Below are 15,494 nucleotides of genomic sequence, written 5' to 3'. Positions count from 1 at the left end.
CACATCACGTGCATGCTCATCGACTCCAGAGTGAAAAAGTATTGCTGCAACTTGCTTTCTCCGTCGTCAATGGTTAAACTTACTATCAGTTATATGCTATAAAGTAGTGTAACTGTTTGCTCTAATCATCCAGTTATTTAAATTTAATGCGTAAACTAAACCAGTTCAGTAACCAAGTACACCAAACCAATTCTGATTAACCTTAAAACCATTTTGAGCTATGGCAAAAAAAGCAAAGAAGGCTGCGAAGAAAGCACCCAAAAAAGCAGCCAAGAAAGCTGCAAAAAAATCAGCTAAGAAAGCTGCGAAAAAGGCTGCGAAGAAAGCCCCTAAAAAGGCGGCTAAGAAGTCTGCCAAGAAAGTAGCTAAGAAGGCTGCTCCTAAAAAATCTGCTCCCAAGAAGGCTGCTCCCCGCAAGTCAGCCCCTAAGAAGAAAGCAGTTTCAACGCCTAAGCCTGCACCTGCTCCGGCACCCGCTCCCGCTCCTGCAGCTCCTACAGCTCAGCCCTCTCTGTTCGGCAACAGCGAGCCTTCCGGGAACAACAACGATACCAACAACGAAAACTCCGGCAGCGGTTCTATGATGTAACAGCTTTACTTTGATAGATAAAAAAAAGCGATGTGAGAACATCGCTTTTTTTTTGGGACAACCCCTTCAAAAGCTTTTCAGGTGGTACACTCTTAATCGAATAGCGAGGCACTTGAAGAACTTTTGAAGGGTTGATCCTCCGAAGAAGTTCGGGTCGATTTCAATCGATCAGCACCGGCTTATACTTCCTGATATCACGAAGGGCTGTAGCAACGCCCTTGCTCACGGCGTGGAGCGGTGTTTTATCGATGTGGACTGTTAACCTGATCTTTTTCTCCAGGCGGTCTTTCAATCCCCTTAAAAGGGCATTACCACCCGTGAGGTAAACACCGTTCCCGTAGATGTCACCAGCCAACTCAGGCGGGCACTTCTCCAGGGTTTGTAAGATGCTCAGCTCGATGGCGCTGATCGACTTATCCAGGATGGTGGCCACCTCGGCGTGTGTGATCTGCCGGGTTACCGGGATGCCACGCAGCATATCCTTACCCCGTACCATCATGGGCTCGGGAACTTCGCGGATCTGCTCCTGCACAGCACCCACCTGGATCTTGATCTGTTCGGCGGTCTTCAACCCGATGGCCATGTTGTAGTTTCTCCTGAAGTACAACTGGATCTCTTCATCCATCGTATCTCCGGCAACCTTCACCGACTGAAAAGACGCGATGCCGGAAAGTGACACCACCACGATCTCCGTGATGCCGCCACCGATATCAACCACCATCTTGCCGTTGGGCTCCTCGATGTTGAGGCCCATGCCGATGGCGGCTGCCAGGGGTTCGTAAAGCAGGTGTATGGCGCTGGCGTTGAACTGCTCGAGCGCTGCGCGCAACGCTCTCTTTTCGACGTTAGTCGTGGCAAAAGGTACACCGGAAATGATGTGCTCGTAACCGCTCAGGAGCGACTTGCTGCCATAGGCCTGCTCCATCAGCGCGGAGATCATCTTGGTAGCCGAAGTGTGATCGGCGATCACACCACCCTTCAGCGGCCTGACGGGCTTCAGCAGCTGATGTGTCTTTTCAAACATATCGTACGCTTCATTCCCCACAGCTTTCACGGCACTGCGCGATCTGTCAAGTACAATGTACGAGGGCTGATCTACCAGGATCCGCTCGTGATCGCTGACCTGCGTATTGTTATTGCCCAGGTCGATGCCGAAGCTTTTCTTTTTTAACAATTGAAAACTGAACATGCTGATGGAATAAATGAAGTTTTGCTTTCTGATCAAATATCGTAACTTCCAAAGGTCTTTTTCAATGAAAAAAGATCGATTGTTAATCAGAAATTACACCTATGTCTAAACACAACGAAAAATCACGGAGAAGCTTTATTAAGAAAGCATTAGGAACTGCAGTGATCACCGGCGCCGCTCCTTCCCTGCTGGCCTCTCCCCGCAACACGGTGACCCTTCGGCCTGAACCCCTCAGCACCAAGACATACGGCCCCAACGACCAGGTGAACATCGCTGTGATCGGCATGGGCATCATGGGGTTCAACAACCTGGAAACTTCCGTACAGATCCCCGGCGTGAAGCTCGTGGCCGCCTGCGACCTTTACAACGGCAGGCTTGAGAGAACAAAAGAGCTGTACGGCAAAGATATCTTCACCACCCGGAACTACAAGGAGATCCTCGACCGCAAAGACATAGACGCCGTGATCATTGCCACCTCGGATCACTGGCACGACCGTATTTCCATTGACGCCATGAACAAGGGCAAACATGTGTACTGTGAGAAACCCATGGTGCACAAGCTCGAAGAAGGCGCCGATGTGATCGCCACCCAGAAAAAGACCGGCAAGGTTTTTCAGGTCGGAAGCCAGCGGGTGAGCTCCATCGTGACCGACAAGGCGCGCGAGATCTTTGAATCGGGTGCCATCGGCGACCTCATCCTGGTGGAAACCTGGAACGACCGGCAGGGCGGCAACGGCGCGTGGCAATATTCCATTCCCACAGACGCAAAGACACCCGGGGCCGTTGACTGGGAGGCCTTTCTCGGAGATGCCCCCAAAGTTGCCTACGACCCGGTACGCTTCTTCCGCTGGAGGAACTACCAGGACTATGGCACCGGTATCGCCGGCGACCTCTTCGTGCACCTGTTCTCAGGCTTGCACACCGTAACCAGCTCCAAAGGTCCCAACCGGATCTATTCCACAGGAGGCCTCCGCTATTGGAAAGATGGTCGTGATGTTCCTGACATCATCTGCGGCTTATACGATTACCCGGCTACCGACAAACACCCGGCGTTCAACCTGCAAATGCGCGTGAACTTTGTCAGCGGAAGTGGCGGCGACTCACGCCTGAGGCTGGTAGGCTCCGATGGTGTGATCACGCTGAGCGGAAGCGCCGTAAAGCTGCAGCGCAGCAAGACACCCAAATACCCTGGCTACGGCGGATGGGATTCATTTACAACATTCACCGAAGCGCAGCAGAAGGAGTACGAGAAGTGGTACAAGGCCAATCACCCGCCGATCACTGCCGAAATGCTGCAGCCCGAAACCGAGTTCAAAGCCCCGCAAGGATACAGTGACAATATCGCGCACCACGCCAATTTTTATAAAGGCATTCGCGAGAATGTGCCCGTTAAAGAAGATGCCTGGTTCAGCATGCGCGCGGCAGGCCCGGCACTGGCCAGCAACAAAAGCGTCTTTGAGAAAAAGATCATCCACTGGGATCCGGAGAATGCGAAGGTGATTTCAGTTTAAAGTTTAAAATTCAAAGTTTAAAGTTGGGTTCGGTGTTAACAATTATGCATCGGGCACATAACTTGAAACTTGAAACTTGAAACCTTAAACTTGAAACTTTAAACCTTGAACTTCCTCGCTTCGTACGCCATGGGCAACATAATCGTGAACGTAGACCCTATCAACGGGATGCTGGAAAGCGAGATGGAACCATCCAGTTTTTCCACCGCCTTCTTTACGATATACAATCCGAGGCCATTGCCTTTGGATCGTTCATTGGCCCTGTAATACATATCGAAGACCTGGTCCTGGTATTCTTTCGCAATACCCTGTCCGTTATCCTGCAGATCGATGGTAATGTAATCGCGCGTTTGTGATGCCCTGAGCTTGATGAAGGGGCTGTCGGTACCGCTGAAGTGAATGGCGTTCTCCACGAGGTTCTCGATGATGATCCTGATCATGGCCGGATAAGAGATGAACTTATCCGTCAGCCTGATCTCGGAGCTCACCCGGATGTTCTTGCGCTGCAGCTCACTCCTGAATCCATCGCATACCGTATCGAAGATCTCTTTGATCATCACTTCCTTGTAAACGAGCTGCTGGGATCCCACGTCACTGATCGACTGAAGCTTCACCAGCATCTTGTCCAGGTTGGTGGCCGTCTCCTTCACCTTGTCGAACAGCTCCAGGGCGTTGCTGTCTTTCACGGTGATCTTCGCCACTTCAGAAAGCCCCAGGAAGGTGGTGAGGGGTCTCCTAAAATCGTGAGAAGACCGGTAGAAGAACGTATCCAGCTCTTTGTAGGCCTGGCTGAGCTCCACGGTGCGCGTTTCGATCTTTTCCTCCAGTTTCCTGTTGATCTCGGCAATGGTCTGGTTGGCCTCGATCAGCTCTTCAGACTGCGACTGGATCTCTTCTTTCTGCTCGGTGATCTCACGGTGCGCCTTTGTCAGGCGACGGTTGTAACGGTACACCACAATGGCCAGCAGCGAAAGGGTAACGATGCCGCAGATCGCTGAAATGATGATGATGCTCTGCTGATTGAGTTGCGAGCGCTGAAGCTCGATCTCGTTCTCATGCCGCTGCCGCTGAAGGTTCAGCGATTTGATCTCCTGGTCTTTCTTTTCGATCTGGTACAGTGCCTGCAGCTCAGCGAGCTTCTGGGCACTCATATCGTTGTAAATGCTGTCGTTGAGGGAAGCGAATTTTTTGTAGTACTGCAGGGCACGCGCAGGGTCCTTCGTGGCTTCGAAATACTGCGACCAGTAAAAATTATTGTTCATCAGCAGCGTTCTGGAACCGGTCTCCAGCGCCAGCTTCCCGGCCTGTTTCAGCGATTGTGCTGCCGCCGGAAAATTGCGCAGCTTGATCAGCAGGTTGCCCATGCCATTGTAGGAGATGCCCAGGCTGAACTTGTTGCCGATGGCCTCGTCTAACGTCAGCGCTTCTGTCTGGACGGCCAGCGCCTTCTGGTATTGCTTCTGCTCTTCGTAGACAATGGCGATGTTGAACAGCGAGGCCGACACACCTTCACGGTGCCCGATCCGTTTCCTGATCTCGAGGGCCTGCTCCAGGGCAACGGTGGACTCCTTGTATTTCTTCTCCTGCATGTAGATCACGCCCAGCACATTGTAACAGTTGGAGATGCCATGCGCGTCGCCGATCGCCTTCCTGAGCTCCAGCGACCTGCGGATGTAGTCGTGAGCCAGGCGAAAATTCATCTGGTTCTTGTAGATCCAGGCCATGTTGCTGTAGAGCTTGCCGGTCTCGTGCCGCATGCCGGTACGCTCTGTGATCTTCAGGGCCTCGAGGAAGTACTTCAGCGCCATGTCGTTCTGCCCCAGGGCCTCGTACGCATCGCCAACGCTCGAATAGAGGTCGGCTTCCATCATGGGCAGATCCCGCGCTTTGAGCAGCTCCAGCGCCTCGAAAAAGATCTTGAGCGCCCGGGTGTAATCGCCCAACTTGTAATGAACATCAGCTTCGTTGCTGAGGCAATAGATCTTCAGGTAATCGTTGTTCAGCTCCGTGGCATACTGGCAACCCTTGTTCACATATTCCCGTGCTTCGGCAAACTTCGCTTCGTTCTTGCTGACGTCGGACAACGCAAACCAGGTATCGGCGATGCCGTACCGGTTGTTCATACTTTCGTAGACCTGCAGCGCCCGCTGAAGCGCTTCCCGCGCTTCTGACAACTTCCACTCCAGCACACAGAGCTTGCCCAGGTTCTTGTAACCGATGGCCAGGTACCGCGGGGCATTCTTGCCGTTCAGCAGGGATATGCTGCGCTGGTAACATTGCCGTGCGGAGTCATAGGTTGCCGTGGCACGGAACACGTTACCCGTAATGATGAGGTTATAAGCCTGGAACTCGTAGTCCGCGGGTGTCACCGCCGATGATCGCCTCAGGTACTCAAGCGCTTGGGTGTGCTCGCCCTTCTGGTAATAGTAATATCCCTGAAGAGACAACGCAGCCTGTATACCACGTGAATATTTGATCTCGTACGCCTCCTGGTAGGCCCTGGTAGCATAGTCAAGACTCTTCGCCGGCTCAGTATTGTTGGTGCGAAACGACAGCTCGTTCAGGATATCCACACGCTCTCGTTTGTTGCGTGTGTCTTCCAGTGCTTTCGATAAACTGTCAACAGGATTCGCTTGCCCAAAAACCGGTAAGGCTTGAACATAAAAAAGTGCAAGTACAAAAAATAGCCTTAGCATGTGCGGGATTAAGCATCTCAAAATAAGGTATAAGTTGCAGTTTCTGAACGGAACGGCCAAATAATTCGGCTTATTTGGAATCGTTTGAAGAGATGAGTCCACGGTCCACAGTCGACGGTCCACGGCCATGCAGAGTCTAAATCAGTGATTGGCTACGCCTCTCCTGAGCTACTTGTCCATGACCTGGCGCTGTAAAACCAACCCGACTCTGCGGTGGGCTGTGGTCCGTGGACCGTCGACTCTTAAACTTAGTTGCTCCGGTCGTAGCACGGGGAGTTTTTATTTGTAGTTTTGATTCCTGGAACCCCCGGTGCCGCCCCCTCAGAACACGAATCAAATACCACTAACAAATAACCCCGTATGAACAACCGAAGACTGTTACCCTTCATTATCCTGGGCGTGATCGCTCTTTTCGTATTGATGGGCATTTCATCGAGCATTTTTTACACGATCAACGCCACGCAGCGCGCCGTGGTCTTTTACAAGTTCGGGCAAGGTCTCGACAAAGACGATGTGATCCAGCCAGGTGTTCACATGAAGTCACCCTGGAACGATGTATTCGTTTATGATGTTCAGGAAACATCGCAGGACGAGAACATGGATGTGCTGGATAAAAGTGGTCTGTCGATCAAGGTTGACGTCACCGTGCGGTTCAAACCCATCGCTGATAAGATCGGATACATCTATGAAAAGTTCAACCTGGCTTACGTCAATGTGCTGGTGGTACCCGAGGTGCGTTCAACCGTGCGCCAGGTGATGGGCCGTTACACCGCCGAAGAGATCTACTCGACAAAACGCGCCGAGGTGGAAGCCACGATAAAATCTGAATCGGAAAAGATCCTGCTGGCGAACAATGTCGATATGGTGGCTTTGCTGATCCGTTCCATCCACCTGCCAGACCAGATCCGCATTGCCATCGAGAACAAGCTTCAGCAACAGCAGGAAGCGCTGGCTTACCAGTTCAGGCTCGACAAAGAGAAGAGCGAAGCTGAGCGCAAACGTATAGCCGCAGAAGGTGAAGCCAGGGCCAATAATATCGTGAATAGCAGCTTAAGCGATAAGCTGTTGAAAATGAGGGGTATTGAAGCAACCCTCGAGCTGTCTAAATCCCCCAACGCGAAGGTTGTTGTGGTGGGCTCGGGCAAGGACGGAATGCCGCTGATCTTAGGAAATAATTAGAATAAGACTGATATCCGGTTACAGGCCCCTGACGGCGCTTGTGGCCAACCTTTAATTTAGATTAATTTTTAGTGCATTCTTTTCCCAAAACATAATTCTACCCTATATTTAAAACCTTTGCTATAAACACTTTAAACATGTCCAAAACTGCAGAATTGATTATTGATGGCAAGTCCTACACGCTCCCGGTCGTTGTAGGCTCAGAGGGTGAAATTGGCGTTGATATCAGCGACCTTCTGGAAAAAGCCAAGGTAATCACCCTTGACCTGGGATACAAAAATACCGGAGCCACCAAAAGCGCCATAACATTCCTGGATGGAGACAACGGGATCTTACGATACAGAGGTTATTCGATAGAGGAGCTGGCTGAAAAATCTACTTTCCTGGAGGTGGCTTACCTGCTGATCTTCGGTGAGCTTCCCACACAGCCGCAGCTCGACAAGTTCACATACGATATCAAAACCCATACGCTGGTGCACGAGGATACCAAAAAGATCCTCGACGGTTTCCCGTCAACATCGCACCCCATGGGCGTGCTGGCTTCAATGTTCTGCTCACAGACCGCTTTCTATCCTGAGTCGCTGGACCCCAACAGGTCTACCGATGGTGTATACCTGAGCATCGTGCGCTCACTGGCCAAGATGCCGACGTTTGCAGCATGGGCTTACAAGAACGCCGTAGGACATCCCGTGAACTATCCTGATAACTCCCTCGACTACTGCTCACGTTTCCTCAAGATGATGTTCGCCCTGCCTGCCGAGCAATATGAAGTTGACCCGGTGGTAGCGCAGGCATTGGACAAGCTCCTCATCCTGCACGCTGACCATGAGCAGAACTGCTCCACCTCTACCGTGCGCATCGTGGGATCATCTAAGGCAAGCATTTATTCTTCTATATCAGCGGGCATCAACGCCCTGTGGGGACCCCTTCACGGCGGCGCCAACCAGGAAGTGATCGTTATGCTGGAGAACATCAAGAACGACGGCGGAGATACCGACAAATGGATCGCCAAAGCAAAGGACAAGAACAGCGGTTTCCGCCTGATGGGCTTCGGTCACCGTGTGTACAAGAATTTCGATCCGCGCGCCAAGATCATCAAGAAGGCAGCTGACGACGTATTGAACAAGCTGGGAGTGAATGACCCGGTGCTGGAGATCGCCAAAAAGCTGGAGGAAGCCGCGCTGAAAGACTCTTACTTCATTGAAAGGAAACTTTACCCGAACGTAGACTTCTATTCAGGCATCATTTACCGTGCGCTGGGAATTCCCGTGGATATGTTCACGGTGATGTTCGCCATGGGCCGTATGCCGGGCTGGATCGCACAATGGAAAGAGATGCGCGAAAACAAAGAACCTATCGGAAGGCCGCGCCAGATCTACACTGGCCACAAGCTGAGACCTTATACCGAGATCAAAAAACGTTAACCAAGTTCCAAGTTTAAATTCAAAGTTTAAAGTTTAAAGTTCGGAGCACCCCCCTGACTTTAAACTTTAAACCTGAAACTTTCAACCCACATGCTTCAGCAGGAATTCGAGCAAGCTGTTACCCGTTCTAAAGAGCTGCCAAAACGCCCCGACAATGAAACGCTTCTTCAACTCTATGGCCTGTACAAACAGGGAACCGAAGGCGATGTTTCAGGCGACAGGCCCGGTGGCTTCGACTTCAAGGCCATTGCCAAATACGATGCCTGGGCTGAGCTGAAAGGCAAAACCAAAGAGCAGGCCATGAAAGAATACATCAGCCTGGTGGCAAAACTGCAGCAAGACGCCTGACGTGTGAACCTCTTCTACCAGCCCCTGATCGGTGAAAATATTCACCACCTCGACGAAGAAGAATCGAGGCACTGCATCAAGGTGCTGCGAAAACGCCAGGGCGAGCTCATCCACATCACCGACGGAAAAGGCAGCTTCTACGATGCCATCATCGTCAAAGACGACCCGCGGCAATGTACCTTCACCATCAAACACCAATCGAAAGAAAAAGAGAAGGGCTTCTCGGTGCACATCGCCATTGCCCCTACCAAGAATGCAGACCGCATCGAGTGGTTCGTAGAGAAGTCAGTGGAGATCGGCGTCGATCACATTACCCTGATGGATTGTCAAAACTCTGAGAGAAGCTTCATCAAAACCGAGCGCCTGAAAAAAGTTGCCATCAGCGCCATGAAGCAGTCCATCAAGGCCACCCTGCCGGAAGTAAGTGGCATCGTCGCTTTTCACGATCTCATCAACAACCATCCGGCCACACAACGTTTCATCGCTTACGTGGATGCCTCCAATCCCCGGCACCTGAAAGATGAAGCAACGCCTGGCCAGCACTATCTTGTGCTTATCGGGCCCGAAGGAGACTTCTCTAAAGAAGAGCTCGAAGCTGCCTTAGCCTTGGGCTACCGGAAAGTGAACCTTGGCGACAGCCGCTTAAGAACCGAAACAGCCGGTGTTGTTGCGTGTCATACGCTCAGCTTAATCAACCTGTAACAGCGCCGCATTCTCGCTATTCTGTTGCATCTAAATGTACGAGGTACGGAGAGCCCCGTTCCCGGCATCGTACCTCGTACCTTCGTTCCCGATAGTTATCGGGATCGTACTTAAAACTGCTGGTTTGAAAACAGGATAAAGAAGTCCTTTCTTACATGTTGCAGAATCGCCCGATTCCTTATCTTGTACTGCGCTTCGTTTAAATGTTTCTTGCACACTAATCCGAAACGAATCTCATGGCGTTAAACTATATCTGGGTTGCATTCTTCTTCATTGCATTTGTCGTTTCATTGGTCAAGCTGATCTTCTTTCAGGACATGGGTGTTTTCCCCGCCATGCTCCAGGCTACGTTCGAAAAGGCCAAGGTAGGATTCGAGATTTCCATCGGGTTAACCGGTGTCATGACCTTGTGGCTCGGGTTGATGAAAGTGGGAGAACGCGGCGGCATCATTCCGGTATTGTCACGGCTGGTCGGTCCTTTCTTCAGCAGGCTGTTCCCCGAGATCCCGCGTAACCACCCGGCTACCGGCTCTATCATCATGAACTTCAGCGCCAATATGATCGGCCTCGATAACGCCGCCACCCCGCTGGGCTTGAAAGCCATGAACGATCTCCAGGAGATCAACCCTGATAAAGACACGGCCTCCAATGCGCAGATCATGTTCCTGGTGCTGAATGCTTCGGGGTTATCCATTATTCCACTGTCCATCATCGCAGACCGCGTTACCATGGGCTCCGCGAATCCCACCAGCATCTTCATTCCTACCCTGATCGCCACGTTCTGCTCTACCCTCGCGGGACTGATCTACGTGAGCATCCGGCAGCGCATCAACCTGCTTCATCCGGTAGTGCTGGCATACCTCGGCGGCATCATCGGGTTCATAGGCCTGGTGGTATGGTATTTCTCATCGCTCAACAAAGAGCAGCTGCAGGTCCAGTCGCTGCTGTTCACAAGCATTTTCATTCTCACGCTGATCATCACTTTCCTGTCGATGGCGCTTTATCGCAAAGTGCCCATCTTCGAAACATTCATCGAAGGTGCGAAAGAAGGATTTGCAACGTCGATCAAGATCATTCCTTTCCTGGTAGCTATTCTCGTGGGCATCGGTGTATTTCAGAGCTCGGGTGCGCTGACCTATCTTACAGACGGCTTCCGCTCACTGCTCGCCGCCTTCCAGGTCAATACTGATTTTGTGGATGCGTTGCCCGTGGCCTTTCTGAAACCACTGAGTGGACAAAGCGCGCGGGCGATGATGATCACGGTATCGCAAGACCCTGCCTTCGGAGGCCCCGATTCTTTTGTTGCCAACATGGCCAGCATCTTCCGGGGATGTGCGGAGACAACTTTCTATGTGCTTGCCCTCTACTTCGGCTCAGTGAACATCCGCAAGACCCGGTACGCTGTCACCGGAGGCCTCATCGCCGATCTCTTCGGCGTGCTCGGCGGCATCTTCGCAGGTTATCTTTTCTTCTACTAGAATACCGTTCACGCAAAGGGGCGCAAAGGAGCGCAGAGGCCGCTAAGAATTGTTGAATGCGAATGCGTTAAAACGGTGTTTTATTTCATCGCCATCCCCGAATGGTGGCTTAACGATCCGGGGATCCGTCACTCTCAGGATAACGGGTTTCAAAAAGGAAAACCTTCGCGTGCTTTGCGCTTCTCCGCGACTTTGCGGGAAATGCATTTACGCGTGAACCTGCATTCAGGTAACCAACAGCCTTGTACCTTTTAACCAGAAATTACAAACTTTAGTCGCGAAACTTTTGACTTTAAACGTTTCAAACTTTCGATTAAACTACTATACTTGTTCTATGGAAAAGAAAGCCGATATTCAGAAAACCATTTACGACAACGCCAAGAGTCACTTTCTTGGAAACTTTCCCGATTCATTACCCATAGAGCAAGCTTATGTGCATATCGGCATGTACCTTGGGTGGATCATCGACGCCGGATTGTATTCCGAATACTTTGAAGACGAAGCTTCCAACCAGATCTTCAGGTTCAGACGCAGGGAAATTTCATGTACCATCCTCAGCGAGATCTGGGACGGATACCTGGGTTACGAACTCTTCAGCAAGAGCGGCAACATGTTCACGTATTACTATTACGGCGGCGGGTTATACCGCGGTGATTACGACGAGATCCTTGTCAAAACCCTGCCTTCTATCTATCACGTTACCGATAGCTGGGAAAACTACGAAAAGATCAAGAGCCGCATCGACATGCGCTTCCAGGACTGGAAGAAACTGGTAGGCCAGTAGTTGGAAAAGTTTAAAATTTAAAGTTTGAAGTTTCAAGTTGAGGTTTCCCACAGTAATGTGATTCGCACACAACTTTAAACCTTAAACTTTTAACTTTAAACTACTTCACCACTTTCCCATTCTTATCGATCACCGTCACCTGGGTGTCGTTTTTGATCGTCACCTCTCCTGTCTCCTGTTTTAGCTGGATCTCTTTCGGAATGAAGGGCAGCTGGTAGTTGTTGCTCCAGGCCAGTCCGTCTGAGCGGTAGATCTTGGCCAGGGTGGCGGGATACTTGTCTTTGTTTACCTTTTCAGAATAGAGCAGCACAAAGTAGATCTGGCCCGTTGCATCGGAATACGTCAGCCCCTTCGTTACAGGCAGCTTTCTTTCTTTGAACGATGACTTGTCAACCGGGAACAACACCTTCACCTCGGGTTTTCGCGCAGCCGTGATGGTATAGAAATAACCATCGGCGTTGGTGGAATCTTTCAGGCGAAGTCCCAGGGTATACTTTTCATCTGCCGTGAAGAGCGGCTTGTACACCTTGGCCAGCACCTGTTGTTTCAAGGGTATGGAGTCAGCACCGTCAACGATCCAGTCGAGCGCTTTCATCCGCGCCTGCAGCTCATTATCTTTTTTACGTTTCTCACGTTCCGCAAATTCCTTCAACGATCTCACATAACTCTTCAGCACATCGGTGCTGCTGAACGTGCTGGTAATGAAGTGCTGGTAATCGGGCGCCTTCTGTGTGATGCCTTCCGGCGAAAGTTTTCCGGCCACGCTGTCGAGCTTGCCCAGCAGACGCAGCTCGTTGTTGATCAGCCGCAGTTTCAGGTGCACATCGGAAGTGTCTTTCAATGCCTTGTTCTCCAGCAGCGCCGAACGGTACTCGAGGTCGGCGGTCTTCAGGCTGAAAACTTCCATGGGCAACGGCTCCGGATCGTATTTCTTCAATTGATCATAGAGTAGCCTGTCGATGAGCTTGGTGAGGTCGCTCCGCACTGAGACGGAGTCTGCGTTCAGCTTGTCCCGGAGCTTGTTGATCTCGATGTCGTACGAAACGAGGTGCTCGCGCATCGGCAGTATTTCCTTCTCGATGACGGCACGCGCCTTGTCGGCGAATTTTTTATAGTCCCACAGCTTTACCTCCTCCTGGTAGGGATCGGCAAGCGATGTTCCGTCTTTTGAAAAATCGTCGATCTCCGCCAGCGATACCGTCTGATTGTAACCCGTTTTGCCGAGGGTGGCCGAGCTGGCTTTGTATTGCTCAAACGCCCTGAAGCTGGAGTCGAAGCGCATTGCCAGCACCTGCAAACCTTTGACCGTGGTCTCATCAGCTCTCAGGTAAAGCTGACGTTCGCCAGGATAGGCGCGTTGCATCGACCGGTACAGGGCATTCGACCTCTGGTACAACGTATCGGCCAGTGAAAAATAGAATTTCACCATCTTCACTTTATCGATGCGCTCCTTCTGCCCTTCTATTCTTTTTTCGATGTCGAACTGGATGTCGGAGAGCTTCACACCGAACTCGCCTGTGCGGAGGTCACGGCGGTTGTAGGCCTGATAATATTCCTTGTTGCGCCGCACCTCGCGGTCGTCTATCGTCTTGTAAGCTTTGTCGTAGAACAGGTTGGCAGAATCCATGTTGGCCACTGCCAGGGATGTCTGTTTGAGGATGTCGTTCTTGGAAGCCTTCTCCTGGAAGATGATGCCCATGTACAGGAAGGCATTGGGATTGTCGTCGTTTTCCTTCAGATACCGCTTCAGAAAAGGTTCGGCTTGTTCATATTGCTTGATGCTCAGCAACGCGAAAATGTCCTTATACTTAACTTTTTGGCCGTATGCCGTCTGCACCAGCAGCAACAGCATAGTGATCTTCAGGAAGCTAAGTTTTGTCATGTTTTTTGAACAAATTATCCTCCGAAATTAGTTAAAATCGTGTGAATTGAGCGGCACGAAAACAAGAAACCAGCGCAAAATGAACAAATCCATTAAAATTCAACGGCTGAAGGCCTTTTTCGGGCCACTCAAACCCTGGCTGGCTGGTATCGCCCTGCTGCTGATCTTACGGTATACCGGGATGCTGGCAGGCATTTCTTTTCTCACCCAGTCGGCCCTGATGAAAACAGGCGCCATGGACTTTGATCCTGTGCAGACAGAGAGATCCGCGCCTGCCTTCGATTACAACTTCACCATCAAAGACCTGAAAGGCAACCTGGTGGATGTGAATGAGTTCAAGGGCAAAGTCATCTTCATCAACCTGTGGGCAACGTGGTGCGGACCATGCCGCGTGGAGATGCCTTCCATCCAGCGCCTCTATGATGCCGTAGATCACGACAAGATCGTGTTCATCATGCTCTCGCTCGACGCGGAAGAACACCACAAGAAAGTGACCCGCTACATCGAAGACGAGCAGCATACGTTTCCCGTCTATACGCCACACAAATCCCTCCCCCGGCAGCTAAGAGTTCCTTCCATTCCAACAACGTTTATCATAGACAAAGAAGGCAGGATTAAAAGCAAGGAGGTCGGTGCGGCGAACTACGACACGAAGGAGATCAGGGAGTTTCTGAACAACTTAACAAAGTGAGGCAGCAGTTTGAAGTTTCAAGTTTCAAGTTTCAAATTTAAAGTTTAAAGTTTTTCAGAGACCGGAACTTTAAACCTTAAACTTTAAACCTTAAACTTAAAAGCTCCGCTTTCACCTTCTCCATTCCCGTGCTCGCTTTCTCCGCGAACATTTTCAAAAAGGGCATGTTGCCGATGTCGGGCAGCTTGGGATCTACAACGTATTTTAGTGTATCGTGCGGCACATAATGAATGAGGCCTGCTGCGGGATAAACAACCAGGGAAGTACCCACCACGATGAAGATATCGGCTTGCGCCGCATGCATGGCAGCAACCTCCATCAGCGGAACCATCTCACCAAACCATACAATGTTGGGACGCAGCTGTGAGCCCTTCTCACACAGGTCTCCAAGCTTCAGCTCCCATCCATCAATAGCATATACCAATGATTCATCGGCGCAGCTGCGCGATTCGAACAGGCTTCCATGAAGGTGAATGACGTTGGTAGAACCTGCGCGCTCATGCAGGTCATCGATATTCTGGGTTACAACGGTAACATTGAAATGATCTTCGAGCTCGGCCAGCACCTCATGACCGCGGTTGGGTTTCACTTCGCGGGCTCTTTTCCGTCGCTGATTATAGAATTCCAGCACCAACGCAGGATCTTTTTGCCAGCCTTCAGGAGTGGCCACTTCCATCACATTATAACCTTCCCAAAGACCATCCGAATCGCGGAAGGTGGGCACACCACTCTCCGCACTGATGCCGGCACCGCTGAGGACTACAAGCTTTTTCTTCACATCCATGCTCATGAAGTGAAGTTAGGAATTTAAAGTGAAAAAGTTGCCAGTTGCCTGTTACCGGTTCGGGGTAGTTTTGATAATCAGACACTCCTTCGAAGGTCTGTCAGTCAAATTTAAAACTCACAAAACCGGTCAGCCGGAAACCGGCAACTGGTAACCAAACTATTTCTTCTTCTTCACCGCACTCTTCTTCGCCGCCGTCTTTTTGGCTGCAGTTTTCTTCGCGGCGGTCTTTTTCAC

At 51.0% G+C, this 15,494-nt stretch carries 13 protein-coding genes; 9 read left to right on the top strand and 4 right to left on the bottom strand.

Going from position 1 to position 15,494, the window contains the following annotated elements; all coding sequences use genetic code 11:
* Window positions 1-220 precede the first annotated feature (220 nt).
* Window positions 221-589 carry a hypothetical protein gene (locus tag KK083_RS00065; RefSeq protein ID WP_254158694.1) on the top strand — a complete coding sequence of 123 codons (369 nt, stop codon included), beginning with the start codon at window positions 221-223 and terminating at the stop codon, window positions 587-589.
* Window positions 590-749: 160 nt separating this feature from the next.
* On the opposite strand, the gene KK083_RS00060 is transcribed toward KK083_RS00065, so the two are convergent.
* Entirely contained in the window at window positions 750-1,814 is a 1,065-nt protein-coding gene (locus KK083_RS00060; RefSeq protein WP_254158692.1) for a rod shape-determining protein, read from the bottom strand.
* Between the two features lie 65 nt (window positions 1,815-1,879).
* Between KK083_RS00060 and KK083_RS00055 the strand changes: the two genes are divergently transcribed.
* A complete protein-coding gene (locus KK083_RS00055; RefSeq protein WP_254158690.1) occupies window positions 1,880-3,289 on the top strand; it encodes a Gfo/Idh/MocA family protein in 1,410 nt (469 codons plus the stop codon).
* Between the two features lie 98 nt (window positions 3,290-3,387).
* Here KK083_RS00055 and KK083_RS00050 read toward each other — a convergent pair whose 3' ends face one another.
* On the bottom strand, window positions 3,388-5,985 hold the full coding sequence (locus KK083_RS00050) for an ATP-binding protein (protein WP_254158688.1): 2,598 nt from the start codon (window positions 5,983-5,985) through the stop codon (window positions 3,388-3,390).
* Between the two features lie 360 nt (window positions 5,986-6,345).
* On the opposite strand from KK083_RS00050, the gene KK083_RS00045 reads away from it, so the two are divergent.
* From KK083_RS00045 to KK083_RS00020, 6 genes are all read left to right on the top strand, one after another.
* On the top strand, window positions 6,346-7,164 hold the full coding sequence (locus KK083_RS00045) for a prohibitin family protein (protein ID WP_254158686.1): 819 nt from the start codon (window positions 6,346-6,348) through the stop codon (window positions 7,162-7,164).
* 137 nt (window positions 7,165-7,301) lie between these two features.
* Window positions 7,302-8,588, top strand: a complete 1,287-nt coding sequence (locus KK083_RS00040; RefSeq protein ID WP_254158684.1) for a citrate synthase — start codon at window positions 7,302-7,304, stop codon at window positions 8,586-8,588.
* A gap of 90 nt (window positions 8,589-8,678) precedes the next feature.
* A complete protein-coding gene (locus tag KK083_RS00035) occupies window positions 8,679-8,936 on the top strand; it encodes an acyl-CoA-binding protein (protein ID WP_254158682.1) in 258 nt (85 codons plus the stop codon).
* Between the two features lie 3 nt (window positions 8,937-8,939).
* The gene (locus KK083_RS00030) at window positions 8,940-9,638 is read left to right on the top strand and encodes a 16S rRNA (uracil(1498)-N(3))-methyltransferase (RefSeq protein WP_254158680.1); all 699 of its coding nucleotides are present in this window, start codon (window positions 8,940-8,942) and stop codon (window positions 9,636-9,638) included.
* A gap of 236 nt (window positions 9,639-9,874) precedes the next feature.
* Window positions 9,875-11,116, top strand: coding sequence for a nucleoside recognition domain-containing protein (locus KK083_RS00025; RefSeq protein WP_254158678.1), 1,242 nt, complete (start codon window positions 9,875-9,877; stop codon window positions 11,114-11,116).
* A gap of 334 nt (window positions 11,117-11,450) precedes the next feature.
* Window positions 11,451-11,900 (top strand): DUF7832 domain-containing protein, encoded by a 450-nt coding sequence (locus KK083_RS00020; RefSeq protein WP_254158676.1) that lies wholly within the window; start codon window positions 11,451-11,453, stop codon window positions 11,898-11,900.
* A gap of 100 nt (window positions 11,901-12,000) precedes the next feature.
* Here the strand turns inward: KK083_RS00020 and KK083_RS00015 are convergent, their stop codons facing one another.
* A complete protein-coding gene (locus tag KK083_RS00015; RefSeq protein WP_254158674.1) occupies window positions 12,001-13,782 on the bottom strand; it encodes a hypothetical protein in 1,782 nt (593 codons plus the stop codon).
* 79 nt (window positions 13,783-13,861) lie between these two features.
* Here KK083_RS00015 and KK083_RS00010 point away from each other — a divergent pair, with 79 nt between their 5' ends.
* Window positions 13,862-14,473 carry a TlpA family protein disulfide reductase gene (locus tag KK083_RS00010; RefSeq protein ID WP_254158672.1) on the top strand — a complete coding sequence of 204 codons (612 nt, stop codon included), beginning with the start codon at window positions 13,862-13,864 and terminating at the stop codon, window positions 14,471-14,473.
* A 76-nt stretch (window positions 14,474-14,549) separates the two neighbouring features.
* On the opposite strand, the gene KK083_RS00005 is transcribed toward KK083_RS00010, so the two are convergent.
* Window positions 14,550-15,257, bottom strand: a complete 708-nt coding sequence (locus KK083_RS00005) for an SIR2 family NAD-dependent protein deacylase (RefSeq protein WP_254160006.1) — start codon at window positions 15,255-15,257, stop codon at window positions 14,550-14,552.
* Window positions 15,258-15,494 lie beyond the last annotated feature (237 nt).

Source organism: Chryseosolibacter histidinae (assembly GCF_018598225.1).
Lineage (GTDB): Bacteria > Bacteroidota > Bacteroidia > Cytophagales > Cyclobacteriaceae > Chryseosolibacter > Chryseosolibacter histidini.
The sequence above is the reverse complement of the archived record's forward strand: the minus strand, read 5'-3'. Positions and strand labels throughout refer to the sequence as shown.

Bases quoted from the DNA above. Each gene is read 5' to 3' on its own strand.
- KK083_RS00035 (WP_254158682.1), top strand. From the start codon at position 8,679: ATGCTTCAGCAGGAATTCGAGCAAGCTGTTACCCGTTCTAAAGAGCTG.
- KK083_RS00045 (WP_254158686.1), top strand. From the start codon at position 6,346: ATGAACAACCGAAGACTGTTACCCTTCATTATCCTGGGCGTGATCGCT.
- KK083_RS00055 (WP_254158690.1), top strand. From the start codon at position 1,880: ATGTCTAAACACAACGAAAAATCACGGAGAAGCTTTATTAAGAAAGCA.
- KK083_RS00040 (WP_254158684.1), top strand. From the start codon at position 7,302: ATGTCCAAAACTGCAGAATTGATTATTGATGGCAAGTCCTACACGCTC.
- KK083_RS00025 (WP_254158678.1), top strand. From the start codon at position 9,875: ATGGCGTTAAACTATATCTGGGTTGCATTCTTCTTCATTGCATTTGTC.
- KK083_RS00020 (WP_254158676.1), top strand. From the start codon at position 11,451: ATGGAAAAGAAAGCCGATATTCAGAAAACCATTTACGACAACGCCAAG.
- KK083_RS00010 (WP_254158672.1), top strand. From the start codon at position 13,862: ATGAACAAATCCATTAAAATTCAACGGCTGAAGGCCTTTTTCGGGCCA.
- KK083_RS00050 (WP_254158688.1), bottom strand. From the start codon at position 5,985: ATGCTAAGGCTATTTTTTGTACTTGCACTTTTTTATGTTCAAGCCTTA.
- KK083_RS00005 (WP_254160006.1), bottom strand. From the start codon at position 15,257: ATGGATGTGAAGAAAAAGCTTGTAGTCCTCAGCGGTGCCGGCATCAGT.
- KK083_RS00015 (WP_254158674.1), bottom strand. From the start codon at position 13,782: ATGACAAAACTTAGCTTCCTGAAGATCACTATGCTGTTGCTGCTGGTG.
- KK083_RS00065 (WP_254158694.1), top strand. From the start codon at position 221: ATGGCAAAAAAAGCAAAGAAGGCTGCGAAGAAAGCACCCAAAAAAGCA.